At 52.6% G+C, this 19,360-nt stretch carries 12 protein-coding genes; 8 read left to right on the top strand and 4 right to left on the bottom strand.

Features of this window, described 5'->3' with window-relative positions:
• Positions 1-13: 13 nt before the first annotated feature.
• Complete coding sequence (locus ACFX4O_RS18510) at positions 14-8,239, top strand: invasin domain 3-containing protein (protein WP_380210139.1); 8,226 nt, start codon at positions 14-16, stop codon at positions 8,237-8,239.
• Between the two features lie 226 nt (positions 8,240-8,465).
• A complete protein-coding gene (locus ACFX4O_RS18515) occupies positions 8,466-8,801 on the top strand; it encodes a cupin domain-containing protein (RefSeq protein ID WP_380210141.1) in 336 nt (111 codons plus the stop codon).
• Positions 8,802-8,994: 193 nt separating this feature from the next.
• Here the strand turns inward: ACFX4O_RS18515 and ACFX4O_RS18520 are convergent, their stop codons facing one another.
• The 3 genes from ACFX4O_RS18520 to ACFX4O_RS18530 are packed head-to-tail and all read right to left on the bottom strand — an operon-like array spanning position 8,995 to position 11,550.
• Complete coding sequence (locus tag ACFX4O_RS18520) at positions 8,995-9,762, bottom strand: inositol monophosphatase family protein (RefSeq protein WP_380210143.1); 768 nt, start codon at positions 9,760-9,762, stop codon at positions 8,995-8,997.
• Between the two features lie 10 nt (positions 9,763-9,772).
• On the bottom strand, positions 9,773-10,795 hold the full coding sequence (locus ACFX4O_RS18525) for a LacI family DNA-binding transcriptional regulator (protein WP_380210145.1): 1,023 nt from the start codon (positions 10,793-10,795) through the stop codon (positions 9,773-9,775).
• Entirely contained in the window at positions 10,792-11,550 is a 759-nt protein-coding gene (locus tag ACFX4O_RS18530; protein ID WP_380210146.1) for an MBL fold metallo-hydrolase, read from the bottom strand. The genes ACFX4O_RS18525 and ACFX4O_RS18530 overlap by 4 nt, the downstream gene beginning before the upstream one ends.
• 152 nt (positions 11,551-11,702) lie before the next feature.
• On the opposite strand from ACFX4O_RS18530, the gene ACFX4O_RS18535 reads away from it, so the two are divergent.
• The 5 genes from ACFX4O_RS18535 (at position 11,703) to ACFX4O_RS18555 (ending at position 16,816) form a co-directional block, all read left to right on the top strand.
• Entirely contained in the window at positions 11,703-12,686 is a 984-nt protein-coding gene (locus ACFX4O_RS18535; protein WP_380210148.1) for an ABC transporter ATP-binding protein, read from the top strand.
• Between the two features lie 38 nt (positions 12,687-12,724).
• Positions 12,725-13,870: an extracellular solute-binding protein gene (locus ACFX4O_RS18540; RefSeq protein WP_380210150.1), complete on the top strand. Its 1,146-nt coding sequence runs from the start codon at positions 12,725-12,727 to the stop codon at positions 13,868-13,870.
• 62 nt (positions 13,871-13,932) lie between these two features.
• Positions 13,933-14,763: an ABC transporter permease gene (locus tag ACFX4O_RS18545; RefSeq protein WP_380210152.1), complete on the top strand. Its 831-nt coding sequence runs from the start codon at positions 13,933-13,935 to the stop codon at positions 14,761-14,763.
• Positions 14,763-15,584, top strand: a complete 822-nt coding sequence (locus ACFX4O_RS18550; protein WP_131407070.1) for an ABC transporter permease — start codon at positions 14,763-14,765, stop codon at positions 15,582-15,584. The genes ACFX4O_RS18545 and ACFX4O_RS18550 overlap by 1 nt, the downstream gene beginning before the upstream one ends.
• A gap of 104 nt (positions 15,585-15,688) precedes the next feature.
• On the top strand, positions 15,689-16,816 hold the full coding sequence (locus tag ACFX4O_RS18555; protein WP_380210155.1) for a hypothetical protein: 1,128 nt from the start codon (positions 15,689-15,691) through the stop codon (positions 16,814-16,816).
• 319 nt (positions 16,817-17,135) lie between these two features.
• Here the strand turns inward: ACFX4O_RS18555 and ACFX4O_RS18560 are convergent, their stop codons facing one another.
• Positions 17,136-17,417, bottom strand: a complete 282-nt coding sequence (locus ACFX4O_RS18560; RefSeq protein WP_131407074.1) for a YjcB family protein — start codon at positions 17,415-17,417, stop codon at positions 17,136-17,138.
• A 527-nt stretch (positions 17,418-17,944) separates the two neighbouring features.
• Between ACFX4O_RS18560 and ACFX4O_RS18565 the strand changes: the two genes are divergently transcribed.
• Positions 17,945-19,348 carry a diguanylate cyclase gene (locus ACFX4O_RS18565; RefSeq protein ID WP_380210158.1) on the top strand — a complete coding sequence of 468 codons (1,404 nt, stop codon included), beginning with the start codon at positions 17,945-17,947 and terminating at the stop codon, positions 19,346-19,348.
• The last annotated feature ends 12 nt before the right edge of the window (positions 19,349-19,360 follow it).

A 19,360-nucleotide genomic window follows, 5' to 3' on the forward strand; every position in this document is an offset into this window, starting at 1 on the left:
TGGGAGCGCTACGATGCAAAATACAGATAATGTCAGACCTGAAACGCCCTCTTTACCGAAAGGTGGCGGTGCGATCAGTGGCTTAAAAAGCGATGTTGCAAGCGCAGGACCGGATGGGGCAAATACTCTGGTTATTCCGTTACCCATCAATCAAGGTAGAGGTTATGCGCCTTCGCTGGCGATTGACTATAACAGCCGCTCAGGCAATGGCCCCTTTGGTATGGGCTGGAGTGTTGATACACCGGCTGTTCGTCGCCGCACGAAGAAAGGGACGCCAAACTACGATGAGCAGGATGAATACGTTGGGCCAAATGGCGAGGTCCTGGTGCTTGATACGGGCGACACCCGCACAGCCACTTCGCTGCTTGGGACCACCCTGGGTAACAGCTTTACCGTTTACAGCTATCGGTCGCGTGTGGAAAGTGATTTTAGTCGGCTGGAGTATTGGTCTTCAACCGGGACTGGCGCGCGTGATTTTTGGCTGCATTACAATCCAGGTGGACAAGTACTGCTGTTCGGCAGCACTGCGCAAGCGCGGGTCAGTAATCCAGAAAACCCGGATAACACAGCTATCTGGCTGCTGGAGTCGTCTGTATCGGCAACGGGTGAGCAGATGTATTGGTTATATCGCGCCGAAGATGATACAGGCTGCGATGAAGGTGAAACCGCGTCCCATCCTTATGTGACCGCACAGCGCTATCTGACGGCAGTCTACTACGGTAACCGGGTAGCAGGGAGAATACTCCCTGGCCTGATGACGGCGACAAAAATCGACGACTGGTTGTTTTTGGTGGTACTGGATTATGGTGAGCGTAACGTTGATCTTATGGCCACTCCGGCATGGGTGGCTCCCGGTTCGGGGGACTGGCCTTGTCGGCAGGACTGTTTCTCAAGTTGGGAATATGGGTTTGAGAGCCGTACACGTCGCCTCTGCCGTCAGGTGCTGGGGTATCATTTTACGCAGGCTCTCGCCGGTGCGACAGAAAGTGCGCCAGAGCAGGTTTCCCGTCTCGTTCTGACCTATAACGATTCTCCAGCCGTCACGACGCTGGCATCCATTCAGCAGGTGGGACTGGAGCCGAACGGCACGCTGACTTCGCTTCCTCCGGTGGCATTTGACTGGAATACGTTTATTACAACGCCTGAAACCTTATGGCAGGAGCGGAAAGATTTAGCCAATCTGAATATCTGGCAGCCATACCAATTGGTGGATCTGAATGGCGAAGGTCTGGCAGGCGTTCTGTACCAGGATAGCGGAGCATGGTGGTACCGTGCGCCTGTGCGTAAGCAGGGCAAAGATCCCGATGCTATCACCTGGGATAAACCCGTGCCATTACCCGCCATTCCCGCTTTGCAAGACAGAGGAATGCTGATCGATATTAACGGCGATGGCTATATGGAATGGGTCGTCTCCGCAGCCGGTGTAAATGGTGTGTATGCACGTACGCCGGAACGAGGGTGGTTGAATTTTTCTCCACTATCCGCCTTTCCTGTCGAATATCAGCACCCTCGCGCTCAGCTCGCGGATGCATCAGGATCAGGTTTGGCTGATTTGGTGCTCATTGGTCCGAAAAGCGTTCGTCTTTATGTCGGCACCGGCAAAGGCTGGGAAAAAGCCCGCGATGTCATACAGCCTGATGGCGTCACACTGCCTGTTTCCGGCTCAAATGGTAATGTGCTGGTGGCTTTCAGTGACATGGCAGGAAGTGGGCAGCAACACCTGGTAGAGATCAAAGAGGATCAAGTCCGCTACTGGCCAAATAAAGGCCATGGGGAGTTTGGTACACCGGTACTCATGTCTGGGTGGGCTGCGCCGGGAGGTATTTTTAACCCAGCACAACTCTATCTGGCGGATATCGACGGTTCAGGCACAACGGATGTGATATATGCGCTGAGTAAAAAAATCCTGGTATATATCAATCAAAGCGGGAACAGTTTTTCTGCACCTTTTGAAGTTCTCCTGCCGGATGGCGTCCGTTATGACAATACCTGTGATCTACAGGTTGCGGACATTCAGGGATTGGGCATTGCCAGTCTGATGCTGACCGTGCCGCACCCAGAACCCCGCCACTATGTCTGCCATTTATCGGGTATCAAACCGTGGTTGTTGAACCAAATGCGCAACAATATGGGGCAACGACACGACTTTACCTACCGCAGTTCGGCGCAGTTCTGGCTGGATGAAAAGCAAGATGCCGCAACGGCAGGTGCTCCGGTTCCGGCCAGCTATTTGCCCTTCGCGCTTCATTTATTATCGCGCACGGATATCACTGACGAAATCACCGGAAATCATCTGATTAGTACTGCCCGTTACCGTTATGGTGCCTGGGATGGACAAGAACGCGAGTTTCGTGGTTTTGGTTTTGTCGAACTCCAGGATACAGATCTCCAGGAAAGTGCGGGAACAACCACAGAAATTAGCCAGCCATCGGTTTCGCGTCGCTGGTTTTCCACTGGATTACCCGTAGTTGATGATCAACTGGCGGCGAACTGGTGGGCCGGTGATAGCGCGGCGTTTGCACGTTTCTCTCCCCGCTTCACCTCGGGTAGTGGGGACAAGGAAAAGGCTTATATTCCGGACGATAGTGAAGTCTTCTGGCTACGTCGTGGCACCAAAGGCATATTGCTGCGCAGTGAACTGTACGGTCAAGACAGTAGCGACCAGCAAACCGTGCCGTATCAAGTCAGCGAAACCCGGCCTCAGGTTCGTCTGGTGGCGGCCGCGGCTGAGAATAGCTATCCGATTATCTGGTCTGTTATCGCAGAAACGCGTACCTATGTGTATGAACGAGTGAGCAATGATCCGCAATGTAGCCAGCAGATCCTGCTATCAAGCGATCAGTATGGTCAACCGTTGTATGCAGCGACTGTGAATTATCCTCGTCGCAAGCAACCAGACACCAGCCCGTATCCGGATACGCTGCCAGATACGCTGTTTGCTTCCAGCTACGATGATCAACAACAGCAACTGGTTGTGACATGCCAGATTAATACCTGGTACGGTATAGAAGATATGGCTTCAGGCATCTGGATGCAGGGACTTGCTGATATGGTTCGGCGCTATGTCTACCTCTATTCCTCTTCGCCGGACGCGGGGCTCACCCTGGAAAAATTTAGCCTTTCCGGGGAACCACTCGGCACCCCTGCTAGTCAGGCGTTCGCAGGTATGCAGGAGCTGTGGTATCTGGACAGCAGTGATAATGCCACTGCAAGTGCTCCGGCATTTCCTCCGCGTGTAGGGTTGACTCAAACAGCGGTGTTGGACGCCGATACGGTTGCAGAACTGAAAGAAGATCTGACCGACGATATCCTGCAACAAGCGGGATATTACTGGTATTCATATTATGGTCCTTGCTGGGTTGCGAAGCGGGATATCACCGTGTTTGGTACTGAGGAACATTTTTGGCTGCCGCAGATGGTGCGAGATTCGCAATTAACGGGATCGATAATTCTGATTCGCGACGTGTACGATTGCGTGGTAACGAAAGTCATCGATGCCGCAGGGCTTACCACCCAGGCGGAATATGACTGGCGCTTCTTAACGCCAGTCAAAATTATCGATGTAAACAACAATATTCAACAGGTAACGCTTGATGCTTTGGGGCGAGTGACCAGCCAACGTTTCAGCGGTACCGAGAACGGGAAGGCTGTTGGGTATAGTAATACCGCATTTGACCAGCCTGCTGATGCAGAAGAGGCTCTGGCGCTGACGGCACCGTTACCCGTGGCCCAGTGCCAGATTTATGTTACCGACAGTTGGCAAAATGGTGCGGGAATACCACCGCATGTGGTGACGCTGACTACCGATCGCTATGACGACAGTGATGAGCAGCAGATCCGTCAGTCGGTGCTTTTTTGTGATGGTTTTGGGCGGCAGCTACAAACTGCGGTGCGTTTCGAAGCCGGGGAGGCCTGGCAACGTGAGGATGATGGCACGCTTATTACCGATGTGGTGCAGACGACAACGCGTTGGGCAGTAAGCGGGCGTACGGAATATGACAACAAAGGGCAGGCGATACGCGCGTATCAACCCTATTTTCTGAATAGCTGGCAGTGGGTGGTGGATGACAGTGCGCGTGAAGATTTGTATGCCGACACCCATTTTTACGATCCTATCGGGCGTGATATTCAGGTCTTAACGGCAAAAGGGTATTTGCGCAGGTCACTGTATACCCCGTGGTTTGTGGTCAGTGAAGACGAAAACGATTTGTCGACGGTCAGGCTTGTCTGGTCGATTGCGCTAGCTGCTGTCACTAACAGTGCAGCAGCTGATGGTTCCTCATCTGACAGTGTCAAAGCCACTGTTTATGATCAGTATGGTGTCCCGATGGGCGATCAACTCGTGACATTTAGCGCTGATAGCGATGTGACGCTTGAACAAGCTGGCGGAAGCACCGACGCCGATGGCAGCATTACGGCTGTTTTAAAGAGTGTGGTAGCAGGGCAGCACACATTGACCGTATCTTGCAGCGGGCGAAGCAGTACGATAACGGTAATTTTCACGGCTGATGCTGCGCATTTGAGCCCAACATTATCAACATTGGCAGCAGTGCCAAAAAATATCCAGGCGATTGGCACGGATGCTACGACGGTCACTTTCATCCTGAAGGATATCCACGGTAACCTGGCTGCCGGTCAGAGTGTATCCATTCTTAGCAGCGTAGCAGGCGTAACGCTGACGGAGGTGGTTGATCACGGTGACGGCTCTTACACCAGTCAGCTCACCAGCAATGTTGTCGGCACAACCACCCTGACGGTGAGCGTGAATGGCAATGTTATGGATGGCATCACCTTTGAGGTGTACATGACGCCCCAAAGACAGGCGATGCCAAATACCACGATTTTCAATCCTAACGATTATCCGTTCTTCCGGCCTGCCGACGGTTTCCCAAATACGGGCATTTTTGGTGCGCAATTCCAGGTGCTGTTTGAAGGCTCCGCATCAAATAACAGTCTCTATCAATGGGGATCCGATCAGCCCTGGATGAGTGTCGACAGTAACGGCAATGTGGAGTTTATCGGTACGCCTGATATCACGAATAATACCGCCACGATTTGGGCAATCCCCATTGATACGGGAACGCCGATGTATGCCTACACCTTCACCGTGAAAAAATGGTTTGTCACCGCAGGATCGCAAAAGACGAACTATGACGGTGCCGTTATATGGTGCCGGGAGCGTAGGTTATCAATGCCGGCAACCACGGATATTGATTTTCCTAACCTGTCGGAAAGGCAGCGTCATGCGGGGCCGTACCTGTGGTCGGAATGGGGCGATCTGTCCCGCAATCCCCGAACTGGCATTACCTCATATTATTACTGCTGGGTAACAGATTTGGATGGTCGCGGAGTGCACCAGAATGTGGCTCTTGATTCGGGTGCAAACTCTGTTGATCTCAGCGACGACGCACCATATGAAACGCACTATGTGGTGGGTAAACTTCTGTTAGAAGAGGAACGGGTCCCTGCGTTGATGACGTTGACTCTTGACAGAGATAATGCGGTGGCAGATGGTCTGAAAACCAACTACAGCATAGCCCTCATTTATGATCAGTTCGGCAATCTTATGCGGGATCAGATTGTGGAATACAGCAGTGACGATAGTGTCACATTCGGTTCTGCATCTGATGTGACTAATCTCGCTGGCGAAAGCATGATGGCGTTTAACAGCACGGTTGCGGGCCTACATACAATTACTGTCACTGCGGGCAAAATTAGCCGCTCGTTGACAGCCAACTTTGTTGTCGACATTGAGCATTTAAGCCCGACGTTATCAACATTGACGGCTACGCCGAGAAGTATTCAGGCGATTGGTACCGATGCTGCCACAATCACCTTCATTCTGAAGGATTCTCACGGCAATCTGGCTGCTGGCCAGAGTGTGTCCATTTTTAGCAGCGTAGCAGATGTTACCCTGACGGAGGTGGTTGATAACGGTGACGGTTCTTACACTTGTCAACTCACCAGTAATATTATCAGCGTAACCACCCTGACGGTGAGCGCGAATGGCAAAGTCATGGATGGCATTGCCTTTGTGGTGAATATGACGCCGCTCAGACAGGCAATGCCAAATACCACGATTTTCAACCCTAACGATTATCCGTTCTTCCGGCCTGCCAACGGTTTCCCAAATACGGGCATTCTTGGTGCGCAATTCCAGGTGCTTTTTGAAGGCTCCGCATCGAATAACAGTCTTTATCAGTGGGGATCCGATCAGCCCTGGATGAGTGTCGACAGTAACGGTAATGTGGAGTTTATCGGTACACCTGATACGACGAACAATACCGCCACGATTTGGGCAATCCCCATCGATGCGGGAACGCCGATGTACACCCATACCTTTACGTTGAAAAAATGGTTTATCACGGCCGGGACGCTGAAAACCGACTGGGAGAGCGCGGTTGCGTGGTGCGAAGAAAATGGATTACAGATGCCCGCAGTGTCCGATATCTCATATCCTGATTCGTCGGCCAGATACCGCAAATCTGGGTTGTACCTGTGGTCGGAATGGGGCGATCTGTCCCGCAATCCTCGAACCGGCGTTACGCCTGGTTATTTCTGCTGGGTCACCGATTTCGATACTCGTATGTTGCACCAGAATGTGGGGCTGGACTCGGGAGGATACTACTATAACGATACTCTCAATGCGCCGTATGACACGTTTTACGTTGTAGGTTTCCGCTACCTGGCACAACCCCGGGTCGTTTCATCAATAGAGGTTATCCTCATATGGGATAATGTGCTCTCCGATGGTAAGACTTTCATCAATGCCAGAGTCGTCCTTCATGATCAGTTTGGTGACACGATGCTGGAAACATATGTGGAATACAGCAGTGACGACAGTGTGATATTCGGTTCCGCCTATGATGTGACGAATCTCATGGGGGAAAGCATTATGGTGTTTAGTAGCCAGGTTGCGGGTAAGCATACGGTTACGGCATCTGCGGGCGGGGTCACCGGCTCTGCGACGGCCACCTTTGCGGTAGATCTTGCTCATCTCAGCCCGACATTATCAACATTGACCGTGGTGCCACCAACCATTCTGGCAAATGGAATCGACACGGCGATGGTCACCTTCACGCTGAAAGATATTCGCGGCAACCTGGTGTCGGGCCAGTCCGTAGCCTTTACCAACAGTCTTTTAGGTGCTGGCATTACCATTGGTAAGATTGTGGACAATGGTAACGGAACTTACTTTGCACTCCTGAGTAGCCATATTTCCGGCAACAATAAAATTAGCGTAACGGTGAATGGTTCTGCTTTCGCCGTCACGCCTGCGTCCATCACGCTCGTTAATGCATCGAATTTAGGCGAGCTCAGCCCGACATTGTCCACCTTCAGTGCGTCGCCAGACACCATTACGGCAAATGGCACGGACATCTCAACCATTACCCTGACGTTGAAAGATGGGGATGAGGTGTTCAGACCCGGGCAGTACGTGGATTTCATCTGTAATGCGTCGGGCGTTACGCTCAGTAGCGTAGTGGATAACAATGATGGGACTTACTCCGCGACGATGAGCAGCATTGACGCCGGAAACGCTGAGGTAACGCTCATCGTGAACGGCGTTGATTTTGCGATGACGCCTGTCACGGTGAAAATCAGCGCGTCGGTTTATCCCAGTGCGCCAAGCCCTACGTTATCAAACCTGACCGCGAACCCTTTTGGTATTTTTGCAAATGGCACAGATATCTCGGTTATTAAATTGACACTGAAAGATGAGGATGGAGAGTTGATGACCGGGCAGTATGTGACATTTAGCAGTAGCCTGTCAGGCGTTTCGCTCAATGAAATTGCGGTAGATAATCATGACGGGACGTACAACTCGACGATGACTAGCACCGTTGCTGGAGAAGCTATGATTTCGGCAATGGTGAATGGTTCTGATTTTGCTACAAGACCTTACCCAGTGACAATCTATGAGGCGCCTGTCCCTCCAGGTCCACCTGATCCTGCATTATCAACGCTGATCGCGTCTCCGGATACCGTTTTGGCAAATGGCACGGACGTATCAACTATTACGCTTACATTGAAGGATAAAGACGGAAGGCCGGTTCCCGGAGCGATCGTAACTATCTCTCATGACGGATCAAATTCTATACCAACGGATAAAGGTGACGGAACGTACGTCTACGGGGTGAAAAGCGATGTTGCCAAAAGCATAGTGGTTAGCGCAGGTATTACTGGTGTCAGTTTTTATATCGAACCTGTCACCGTGGTATTTAAGGAAGTGCAATAACAGGGCGCATCAACACTGACGGTGTCGCTTGGCGTTATTATTGAAACCGGCGCGCGCATATTAAGGGAGCAATATGCGCGTGTTGCGTATTGTGACGCGCGTGATAACCAGATGGCTTTTGGACAGTACTGTAATTTCTACCGGGCAACACCGTGGCGGGATTTAAAAATGGACGGGCGCAGCCTGCCCTGCTGGAGACAATTCCCGACCAAAGGGAGCGCAAGCGATGCTAACCAACCTGCTGCGAGATTTCCCTGCAAGCGCAGGCGACGCGGAGACGTTTGAGGATCTGCTCTCGCGCCCGGATGTGAAAATTGAGCGCATTATCTCCACCGGGCAGGCCAGCCCGCCGGATTTCTGGTACTGCCAGCCGCAAAGCGAATGGGTGCTGGTAGTGCAAGGCGCTGCGGGTTTACACCTGGAAGGTGAGGCCGACGAGCGCGTGTTGCAGGTGGGCGATTTCGTTAATATTCCCGCGCAATGCCGCCATCGGGTGAACTGGACGCAGGCCGAACCGTCGACCATCTGGCTGGCGATTCACTACGCATACCCGGAAACATAACGGCGCGCGTAAACCGTTTTATTACTCACTGAAAAGCTGCCCGGTGAATGGGGTCATCAACAGGCTTTAGCGTTGCATTGCATGGATTGGCAACTCACAGGGCAGACACGCTTTTTGACGATATTGCTGCACCCCTGAAAGCGCCATCAGTACCGCCTTCGTCGAAGGCGGATTGTGACGTATCAAACCGGGTTTAACCGTTTGGCAGCAAAATCGGTTGCAGACGCTGCCACACTTGTGGCGTTGCCGCCCAGGCGTTATTGCCCTGTGTCAGACCGTTGTTGGCAAGAAAATCGTTATGCATGCCGCCCGCTTCTTTAATAATCACCAGCCCCGCCAGCGCATCCCAACTGTGCAGGTGCGCTTCGAAATAACCATGCACCTGGCCTGCGGCAACGTGCGCCAGCATTAATGCCCCCGCGCCGAAACGGCGGTGCTCCACGCCTTGTTCAAACAGGGTTTCGATGGTTTGCGTGTATTCGCGTGGCGGCCTGCGGCTGGAGCGGCCAATGCCAAGCACAACCGCGTCGGCGTCCGGCTCGCTCAGGCTCAGGCGTTTACCGTTTAAAAACGCGCCTTTGCCGCTTTCGGCGAAGAAAAACTCGTTGCGATCCGGGGCGTAAATCACCCCCAGTTTGATGGCATCGTCGCGCACGTAAGCGACGGAAATGCACCAGTAATCCATGCCGAGAATAAAATTTGTGGTGCCATCAATCGGGTCGATAACCCATACGCCGTCGCTGCCCGGCTCCAGCCCGCGCTCCTCGCCGAGCAGGCCGTCCTGCGGGCGTTCGGCTTTCAACCAGGCGCGCAGCTCGGTTTCGACATACACATCCGCCTGGGAGACAAAATCCTGGCGGCCTTTTTGTTCGATGGTCAGCCCGTTATCACGAAGCTGTTTCGCCTCCTGACCGAGACGACGAATCAGCGCGCACAGCGCCTGGGTAAACTCTTCTGTCATATCTGGACTCTTAGCCAATCTGTGGCGATGTTTGTCGGTGAATCAGTGTCACCTTAACCCACTCAACGCGGGAAGGCTGTAAAGGATTTTTCGCCCGCTCCAGCAAACGCGTCAGCGCCCGGTTCGCGATCTCCGCCACATCCTGATGCAGCGTGGTTAATTGGTAGCTGAACTGGCCGCTCTGCGGCGTGTTATCAAAACCTATCAGGTGAAAATCGGCTGGCGCGGATTTGCCGCGCTGGCGCATGCCGTCGAGAAAACCACAGGCTAGCTGCGCGTTGGCGCAAAATATGCCCTCCGGCAGATCCCCATCGTTCTCCTGCGCGGCCTGAAAACCGCCGTCGTAACCCTCTTCGCGCGCGTCAAACCAACGTACCTGCTGCTGAGTATCCACGCCGAGTTGCTGCAACGCCTGGAAAAAAGCCTCGCCGCGCTGAATACCCGCCCAGGTTGATCCGCAATTGTTGAGCCAGCCGAAACGGCGGCAGCCGGAGTGATAAAGCTGTTCAGCGGCCTGGCGCGCGCCGGATACGTTGTCGGAACAGACGAAATCAACCAACGGAATATCCGGGTGGCGGTTGATGCCGACCACCGGAATGCGCTGGCTGACGCACTCATTAACAATCGCTTCTGGCGGTTGGCCGGAGGTGACGATCACACCGGAAACGCGAAACTGGGTAAAACGGCGCAGTGTAGTGACCAAATCCTGCTCGCCAGTGATCTCTGTGACCAGCGCCTGGTAACCACGGCGCTGAATTTCATGCAGCAAGCCTTCCAGCAGATGGCTGCGAAACGGGTCGCCAATGCGCGCGACAATCACGCCAATTAAGTGGCTGCGCTGGCGGTTAAGTCCTTGAGCGAGGAAATTGACCTGGTAGCCAAGCTCCTGCGCGGCGCGCAGCACTTTCTCTTTGGTGGCGGGCGAAATGCTGCCGTTGCTGCTGAGTGCGCGTGACACCACGGCGCGGGACACGCCCGCGCGCTTCGCCACGTCTTCGGCGGTTACTGCTTGTTTGCGTAACGTCTGGCTCACACTTTCCCCTCCGCGCGGCTGCTGAGATCGGTGGCGAAACCATCATGGCTGAGAAACAAACCCGGATACGGCGTGCAAGCTTGCTCAATCGCGGGCAAGGCGGCGTCGTTGCAGTGGTACAACCCCAGGCGCGGTAAGCGCAATTGTTCGAACAGCGCCAGGCAGCCGGGAAAGTCACCGTGCGAGGCGTCATTGGGCAGCGCCGTTGCCGATGCGCACTCCTGAAACGCCAGGCAGGCGTTATGCATCAGCGCGATGCTTTCCGGTGTTGGGCGTCCGTCGCCGCTGTAGAACAGCGTGTGGCCGTCTGCCTCGACTCGCAGGGCGAGATTAGGCAGCTCATGGTGTGTAAACGCGGTGCGCATGTGCCAGCCTTGCCACTGCCATTCGGTTTCGCTGTCGCGCCAGTCAATATCGAAACAGAGGTCGTTTGCCGGCCAGTTAGCGAGGCTGGCCAGTTTTATCAGCACCGGTCGCTGCTCGCGCTGCGACCAGATGATCAGCGGTTTACGGCGCTGAAAACTTTTCCAGTAATTCAACAGCGCCGTCAGCCCGGAGCAGTGATCCGGGTGAACGTGGGTGAAGTAAATGGCATCGATGTCGTTCACGTCGCCGCCACGCTGCCAGAGCGCGCGCGGGATTGTCGGGCCACAGTCGATCAGCAACTGGCGGTTTTCGTTATCAATAACGCGGATCGCCGAGGTGTTTTGCTGCAATGAGAAGGCGCTACCACAGCCCAGAACATCTATTTTCATTTCGCTCCACCAAAATTATTGCGCACTTAATCAAACTGTCACAAATAGACGACAAAGTAGGCTCACATAATGTCGGTGCAAAGTTGCATTTTTTTTACAAATAAATGAACACGTGTTCATCGATGAAAGAAAAGTTGAAGAAAGGAACGCCCGTGAGTTATTTACAGATTGAAAAACTGAAAATTGGCTATGGCGAAAATATCGTTCTTCACGATATTCATCTCGCTGTGGAAAAGGGCGAAATGATTGCGCTGCTTGGGCCGTCTGGTTGCGGAAAAACGACGCTACTCAACGCGTTATGTGGTTTTATTCCGGTGCGTTCTGGTGGTATTTCCGTTAATGGTCGGGATATTACTCATAGCACGCCGGAGCTGCGAAATATTACGATGGTGTTTCAGAGTTATGCCTTATGGCCGCATTTTACCGTTGCGCAAAATATTGGTTATGGCTTAAAAGTCCGGCGCGTTAAAAAAGAGGCGATTACGCAACGCGTGCAGGAATTATTAAAAATCGTCAACCTTGAAAATTATGCGGATATAAAAGTGACGGCGCTTTCCGGCGGCCAGCGTCAGCGCGTGGCGCTGGCGCGCGCATTAGCCATTGAGCCGGATGTGCTGGTGCTAGATGAGCCGCTGTCGAACCTGGACGCCAAAGTGCGCCTCAACGTGCGCCATGAGATCAAAGCGCTGCAAAAAAAGCTCGGTTTCACCTCGTTAATCGTCACGCACGATCAACAAGAGGCATTGGTGATGGCCGACAGAATTGCGGTGCTGAATAACGGGCGCATCGAACAAATGGGGACGCCGGAAGATATTTATCACCGCCCGGCAACGCCGTTTGTCGCGGATTTTATGGGCGCGGATAACTGCATGACGCGGGCTGATGCGGGCGGGGAAACGCTCTATTTCCGCAGTTCAGACGTCAATATGCACCACCCGTTAACGCAGCCGGAACAGCCGGGGCTGGTACTGGATGGCGTGGTGGAGGAGAGCGCGTTTCTCGGCCATCAGTATCGCCACAGTGTGCGCTGCAACGGGCAGATTTTTCTCGCGGATTCCACGCAGTTCTGGCCTGCCCGAACGCCTGTGATTTTGCATGTGCCGGAAACGGCGCTGCATGTTTTTGCCAACACGTAGTCGTGCCAAACAACACACTCTTTTCCTGGGGATACATCATGTCTGTAAAAACGAAACTTGCTGTCATCGCCGCACTCTGTTTGGGTGCAGTACACACCGCCAGCGCCGAAACGGTACTCAACGTGGCGACGGCGGGCGATCAAAATATGGTCGACTACGTTAAAACCTGGCTGGGGCCAAAGTTTGAAGCCGCCCATCCAGGCGTGAAAGTGCAGGTGATTGGCACCGGGCCGGGCGATGCGGGCTCGAACAAGATTGTCGAAAAACTGACGGCACAACAGCAGAGCGGCGCGAAAAACTGGGACATTGACGTCGCGGTAGTGCACCAGGCGGCGGGTGGTCAACTGGTGGAAAAAGGGCTGCTGGAGAAATACCGCCACGCCATTAACACCGGCTCGATGGTCACGGCGGAAAACGCCAAAAACGCGCTGGGCGTTAACGTGGATGGCTACGTGATGCCGATGTTTTTAAGCCAGACGGCTATCGCTTATAACAGCGATCTGATTAAAACACCGCCGAAATCCTACGACGAGCTGGTGCAGTGGTCGGCGAAAAACCCGAAAGCCTTTGGCTATAACGGCATTAAAAACGGCATGTCCGGCGTCAGCTTTGTGGTCGGCTGGATTTACGCTTATGGCACCGACGCGGCCCGTCTTTCCGCGCTGCCGTATGACAAAAGCGTAGAAAAAACCTGGGGCCAGGCGTTCGCCAAACTGAAAGAATTCAACAAAAACGTCACCTTCACGCCGGGTAACGCCGGGACGCTGGATATGCTCAGCCGCGGCGAAATCACTATGGGGCCGGTGTGGGTCGATATGTTTTATAGCTGGAAAGATCAAGGTAAAGTGCCGCCGTCGATCAAACTGGCGTTAATCTCCCCGGGGATGCCGGGCCAGCCGATGTATTACGTCGTGCCGGCACATGCGGCGCAGGCCAAACTGGCGCAGGCGTTTATTGCGCTGGCGACCAGCCCGGACGTGCAGGCGCAGGGCATTGTGAAGCAGTTCAACTGGTATCCGGGTATTGACGCGAAATACGTGAAAGAGAAGCTGGACGCCGCCACCTGGCAGAAATTGTTTGCGGAAATCTCGCCGGATGATTTAGCCAAATATGGCAAAAGCTTCCCGATCACGCCGTACTTTGACGATATCAAAGAGGGCTACGAGAGCCAGGTTTCTAACTGACAGACATATGTGCCTGGGCATTTCGCCCGGGCATTTTTTTGCTGCGATTATTCAGGTTCACCATGCGACACGCCTTTAAATACTTCTTACTGGTTGGCCCGGCGACGCTGCTGATAGCCGTCTTTTTTCTCTGGCCGCTGGGCTTTTCGCTGATCTCGGCGTTCACCAGTGATACGCAGCCTTTCACGCTGGCGCATTTTGATAAAGTCTTTGCGCTCTACTCGAACGATATTCTCTTCACTGTGCTTATCGTACTGGTTTCACTGGCAATACTGGCGCTGCTGTCGATAACGATTTCCGCCATTATTGTGCTGTCGCCGTTTCGCGGCATCGTTAAGGCGCTGGCGTTTTTATACCGCTTGCCGCTGTTTATTCCGTTTATTGTGACCGCGCAAATGATGCGCACCTTCCTCGCCAAAAATGGCCTGATGAACAATGTGCTGGTGGCGAGTGGGCTGTTAACGCCGATGGACACCACTTCGCTGCTGGGCTGGAGCGGGATAATCATTACTTTTGTCTGGAAGCAGATGGCGTTCTCGACGTTACTGATTTGCGGCGCGATGTCGGCGGTGGAATCGTCACATATTCTGGCGGCAAAAAACCTCGGCGCGTCGCGCTTACGCATCCTGTTCGACATCATTTTGCCGCAGGTGCTGCCAACAATTGGCGTGGCGATGGTGCTCTCCACGGTGACGATGATGTCGGTACTTTCGGTGCCGCTGATGATCGGCACCGGCACGCCAACCATGATGACGGTCGATATGGCGTTTCGCGTTAACTCTTACGGCGATTATCCGGTGGCGAATGCGATGGGGGTGATCTCCTATCTGATTTGTGCGGCGCTCTCCTGGTTCTATTTGCGTCACAGCCTGCATGCGAAAGGAGCGCAGTGATGACCACGCTTCGACAAAAACTCCACGGCAGTTTTCTGCTGCAAACCCTGTTGCTCACTTTTCTGGTGCTGGCGCTGTTTGGCCCGCTGTTGAACCTGCTTATCTGGACAGTGGCGGAGAGTTGGTTTTTCCCGCACACCTTGCCGAGCCAGTGGGGATTAAAATACTGGAGCCAGGTGTTTAGCCCTTACAGCGATGTGTCGGGTTCGCTCTCCATCAGCGTGCTGATCGCCGTGCTATCGGTGCTGGTTTGCCTGCTGATTTCCATTCCGGCGGGTTACGCGCTGTCGCACCGATCCATGCCGTGTCGCGCCTTCTTTATGCTGCTGTTTCTCATCCCGCAGGCGTTTCCCAACCTGACGGTGTATATGAACGTGGCGCGGCTGTTTTACCAATGGGGGCTGAACGGCACGGTGGCGGGCGTGGTGCTGGTACACAGCGTTCACGGCTTGATGTATTCGATCTGGATAAGCGTGGCGGCGTTCTCTTCACTCGATCCACTGCTGGCGCGCGCCTCGCGCAACCTGGGCGCCGGGCCGGTATACACGTTTTTCCATATCATTTTGCCGCAGGCCGCACCTGGTCTGATTGCCGCCAGCATCTTTGTGTTCCTGGAATCGCTGGATGAGTTTACCGCCACCTTTTTTGTGGGCGCGCCGGATATCACCACGCTGCCCATTTTGCTCTATACCGCCAGTATGTCGGGCAACTACCAGGTTTCATCCATCACCGCGCTGATCCTGCTGGTGCCGTCGGTGCTGTTTATGCTGGTTATCCATAAATTTATGCGCCCGGAAATGCTGTCGAAACTGGGGAAATAATTATCTGACGACGTCACGAAAAGGCGCGTGCCGGGCCACTTACTAGATAGCTGTGGCGCAACGCAAGCAGCCAAAACAAGACGGCAATAGTCGGAGGAAAATGTATGGATATCAAAGGCCCGGCCGCGATTGATGTATTTAAACCTTATGATATTTCACCCTACGAAGACAAAACGCAAAGGGCAGTTCAGCAGGAACCGGCCTACGCCCCTTCGAAGGAATCTTTTGAGGCGTTTCAACAACGGCATTATTCATGGCGAACCGGTGATAAAAAACCGGACGCTTCCCGGATACCGAAAGACGAAGGAAAAATACCGCTGCCCACGTTGGGTGAAAGTTTGCAGGAGGTTTTTCTGGGCGCTGTTTTAGGTGGCCCGCTGCCGGAATACCCTGGTGGTTTGCGGTCGCTTCCTGGTGCGGGCGCTGCGCGGCTGACTGAAAGACCCTCCGGCACGTCTAAAGGTCCTCACGGTGAGATCAAACCCGCGATTGCGGAACCGAAGATGGCGATGGCAAGGCCATTAAACCCAACAACGGAAACGAATATTCCCGGCAGCAAGTCGTTAAGCCGCGCCCTACCTGAATCCGCTGGCCCGGATGAGTTACATGTTTCATTACCGCAAGCGGGAGGAAAGAATTTTTCCGATCCCGTGGCATCGTCAAAAATGAACATCAAACGATTTGCTGATATTGCTAAAGTTGGCGCGGATGTGGGTGAGAAAGAAATGGGGACGGTGACATTATCCGGCGAAATCAATATCGTGCGTCGCGACGGCCCGTTAAATGACCCGAATATGTATATGTTTTTCACCGATAACTATAAGGGTGAGCCGCGGCTGAATATCATCGGCCATGGTATTTTTACACCAAACGGTGACAGCACCACCGGACTGCAGGTCGCTGGCGGTATAAAAGCGCCGTTTGATGTGGCGCTGGATACGCTGGAACTGGCTGGCGATGTGAGGTTTAAGAACATCCGATGCTTAAGCTGTCACGGTGCGGAAGGGGGGATCGATTCTTTCGCACAAAAACTGGCGAATTATACCGGTGTGCCGGTAAAAGGTTATCACGGTTCGGTGACCGTTGGCGGGCATGCGGACGGTTCAAATATGGTGGTGATAAAAAATGAGATGGATGCGCTGTTCTATTTCGGCAAGCGCGAAATGACGCACTATCAACCACAGAAATTCCACCCGCTCTGGCGACCGTGGGAAAGCCGCATCCTTGAATAAAATAATCGTGGTGCCGAAGTAAAAATGCAGATGCCCGCTAAACAGAGTCTTATCGGGCATCTGTGTTTTTTCGCTTGGGTCAACGAGCGTTTCTTCCCGCTTAACAACTCTGGATGACAATAAGATGCTGTTCATCCGCCTTGAGCCGTTTTGAAAGCGAATGGCTGTTCGCCTGTTTGCGCGCCGGTAAGCCAATATGCCAATGCCAGTAAAGATCGGCCGCTGGCGCAGATCCGTTGTTTATACTTATGCGAAAGTGCGTTGCGTAGAAAAATGACAACCGTGGAAATAAAAAAGCGCCCGCAGGCGCTTTAAGCAATCACGTTACAATCATTGGCCACTCGGGGGGCGCTTTTTCCGCGATCTCTTCCATAACGACGACCAGGTTATGCCAGGTCGTGGAGAGATCTATCACCGTAATGCCCAGCAGACCGGTGGCAAACCAGCATGCCGCCGCTAAGCCCATGCCGCTGCTGATCACTGCCAGACCAATATAATCAGCACGACGGAAACGAATATTCAGCGTACTGGCCATAAACATCAACACTGCACTCAGCAACTGCCAGCGAATAAGTACGACGCTGGCGGTAAAGGTAGCCATCAAACCATCCTCAGAAAGAACCGAATACCGGGCGGACAAGCACATTGCGCGAGTGGCAATGCTGAAGATCCGCGAGTAGCACAACGAAATGAAACGGCGTTTTCCGTTTCAGTAATGTGTGAACTATATCACATTTGTTGATTTATTCGCCAGTGCAAAAAACGTGCTTTTTGCACAGTATTGGCGCTATTTTGTTCGAAAATATATCGCCAATATATTTATTAGTTCGCGGGAATTAACGTTTTCGCAACCTAATACATTTGAGTGATATTTAGCATCCTAATTGCCACAACGTTTACAGTTTGTGTTGCATATATTATGCTTTTGAGGAAAATCTTATTAGCCTGTGAATGATGATTCAGGGTTTTGATCTTTATTGATATATTCTTTTTCATCACGTTCTTTATGCGTGATGAAGATATTTGTGCGTGCAGTTGCGCTGACTGAATTGATGGCCGCCTCTTCTTTTTTCCTGATGACATCATTTAAAGCTGGTTTTGCGTCTTATAACCTGCGAATGAAAAAATATGAAAATAGAAAATTCCGCCGTGCCTCCTGGGGACGCTGATGCGGCGTTGTCGGTTCTGGCCAGGCTGATGCCCTGGCTCACCGCGCAACGTTCAATGGAAGAGATATTACGCGCAATCAATGCAGCACTTGGATCCACGCTTGCGTGGGTGGTTATCCGGCAGGATGACGCGTGGCAGTTCGTCAGTGCAGGTGCACCTGGCTGCACGTTGCAGGATGTTCAAACCTTTCTTGAGCAGTCTCAACTGCAACGGAATCAACGTGCCTGGCGAGTCATTTGCTGGCGACGGCATGCCGGAAATTTATTATTCCCGCATCATGAAATTGCAGCCAGAAAATTAAGTAGCGGTATTCTTTGTAAATTAAACTATAAAGAATCGGGTCTTGAAGGTTTTTTCTTTTTGGCATTTTCTCAGCCCTTGAACTCTTTATCCATTGTGAAGAATGTCGTTATTGTCTTGGTCGAAAAACTAAAAAACTATCTTGCTGAAATTGTCGCCAGAGAACGCACAGCAAAAGAGATGCAGCGCATAGTGACACAATATAAAGCACTATTTGAACGCGCCCCGGTTTTAATGAACTCGTTTGATAAAAGTAACCGCTGCGTATTATGGAATGGTGAGTGCGAACGCGTATTTGGCTGGAGTATCAATGAGCTCAATCAGCAGGCCGATCCATTAGCGTTATTTTTCCCCGATCCCGAAGTTCGACAAAAAGTTCGCGCTTCGGTTAATACATCGCCGGGCGTCGACATGCACGAATGGCACCCGGTACGCCGCGATGGCCAGGTGCTGACTGTACTCTGGTCGAATATTCAACTGCCGGATCACTCTGTCCTCAGCATTGGCCTTGATATTACCGAGCGCAAAAAAGCAGAACGGCAACTGGAAATGAAAGCCACCATTGACGATCTGACCGGCTGCTATAATCGTTTTTCCATGCTGCGTAAGCTGAAAGAGGCGCTGGTGGAATGTCGGCCAGACGAGCCGCGTAGCCACTTCAGCCTGTTGATGCTGGATCTGGATTATTTTAAAAGCATCAACGATCGCTGGGGGCATTTAACGGGTGACGCTGCATTGATCCACTTTTGCGATCAGATCCGCGAACATTGCGATCCATCGTATATTTTTGGTCGTTTGGGCGGTGAGGAATTTCTGATTTTAATGCCGCATACCCTCAGTAAAATGGCGCTGCGTTTTAGCCAAAAGGTTCGCGCTTCATTGGCGCGAAATCCATTGTTTAGCAATGGTGAAAAGATAGCCTTATCCTTTAGCGCTGGTTTAGTATTCGTCACGGGTGAAGAGAGAGATACTTCAGTTTTACTTACGCTTGCAGATAACGCTTTGTACGATGCTAAACGCGCAGGACGCAGTAAAACCGTGGTGGTTGACGCTTTTTTATAAATAAAGAAGAGA

The organism is Kosakonia sp. YIM B13571 (genome assembly GCF_042788095.1).
In the GTDB taxonomy this organism is placed as follows: domain Bacteria; phylum Pseudomonadota; class Gammaproteobacteria; order Enterobacterales; family Enterobacteriaceae; genus Kosakonia; species Kosakonia quasisacchari.

What these genes read in the sequence shown, in the direction of transcription:
- ACFX4O_RS18510 (WP_380210139.1), top strand. Translation starts at nt 14, where the DNA reads ATGCAAAATACAGATAATGTCAGACCTGAAACGCCCTCTTTACCGAAA.
- ACFX4O_RS18515 (WP_380210141.1), top strand. Translation starts at nt 8,466, where the DNA reads ATGCTAACCAACCTGCTGCGAGATTTCCCTGCAAGCGCAGGCGACGCG.
- ACFX4O_RS18520 (WP_380210143.1), bottom strand. Translation starts at nt 9,762, where the DNA reads ATGACAGAAGAGTTTACCCAGGCGCTGTGCGCGCTGATTCGTCGTCTC.
- ACFX4O_RS18530 (WP_380210146.1), bottom strand. Translation starts at nt 11,550, where the DNA reads ATGAAAATAGATGTTCTGGGCTGTGGTAGCGCCTTCTCATTGCAGCAA.
- ACFX4O_RS18540 (WP_380210150.1), top strand. Translation starts at nt 12,725, where the DNA reads ATGTCTGTAAAAACGAAACTTGCTGTCATCGCCGCACTCTGTTTGGGT.
- ACFX4O_RS18545 (WP_380210152.1), top strand. Translation starts at nt 13,933, where the DNA reads ATGCGACACGCCTTTAAATACTTCTTACTGGTTGGCCCGGCGACGCTG.
- ACFX4O_RS18550 (WP_131407070.1), top strand. Translation starts at nt 14,763, where the DNA reads ATGACCACGCTTCGACAAAAACTCCACGGCAGTTTTCTGCTGCAAACC.
- ACFX4O_RS18555 (WP_380210155.1), top strand. Translation starts at nt 15,689, where the DNA reads ATGGATATCAAAGGCCCGGCCGCGATTGATGTATTTAAACCTTATGAT.
- ACFX4O_RS18560 (WP_131407074.1), bottom strand. Translation starts at nt 17,417, where the DNA reads ATGGCTACCTTTACCGCCAGCGTCGTACTTATTCGCTGGCAGTTGCTG.
- ACFX4O_RS18565 (WP_380210158.1), top strand. Translation starts at nt 17,945, where the DNA reads ATGAAAATAGAAAATTCCGCCGTGCCTCCTGGGGACGCTGATGCGGCG.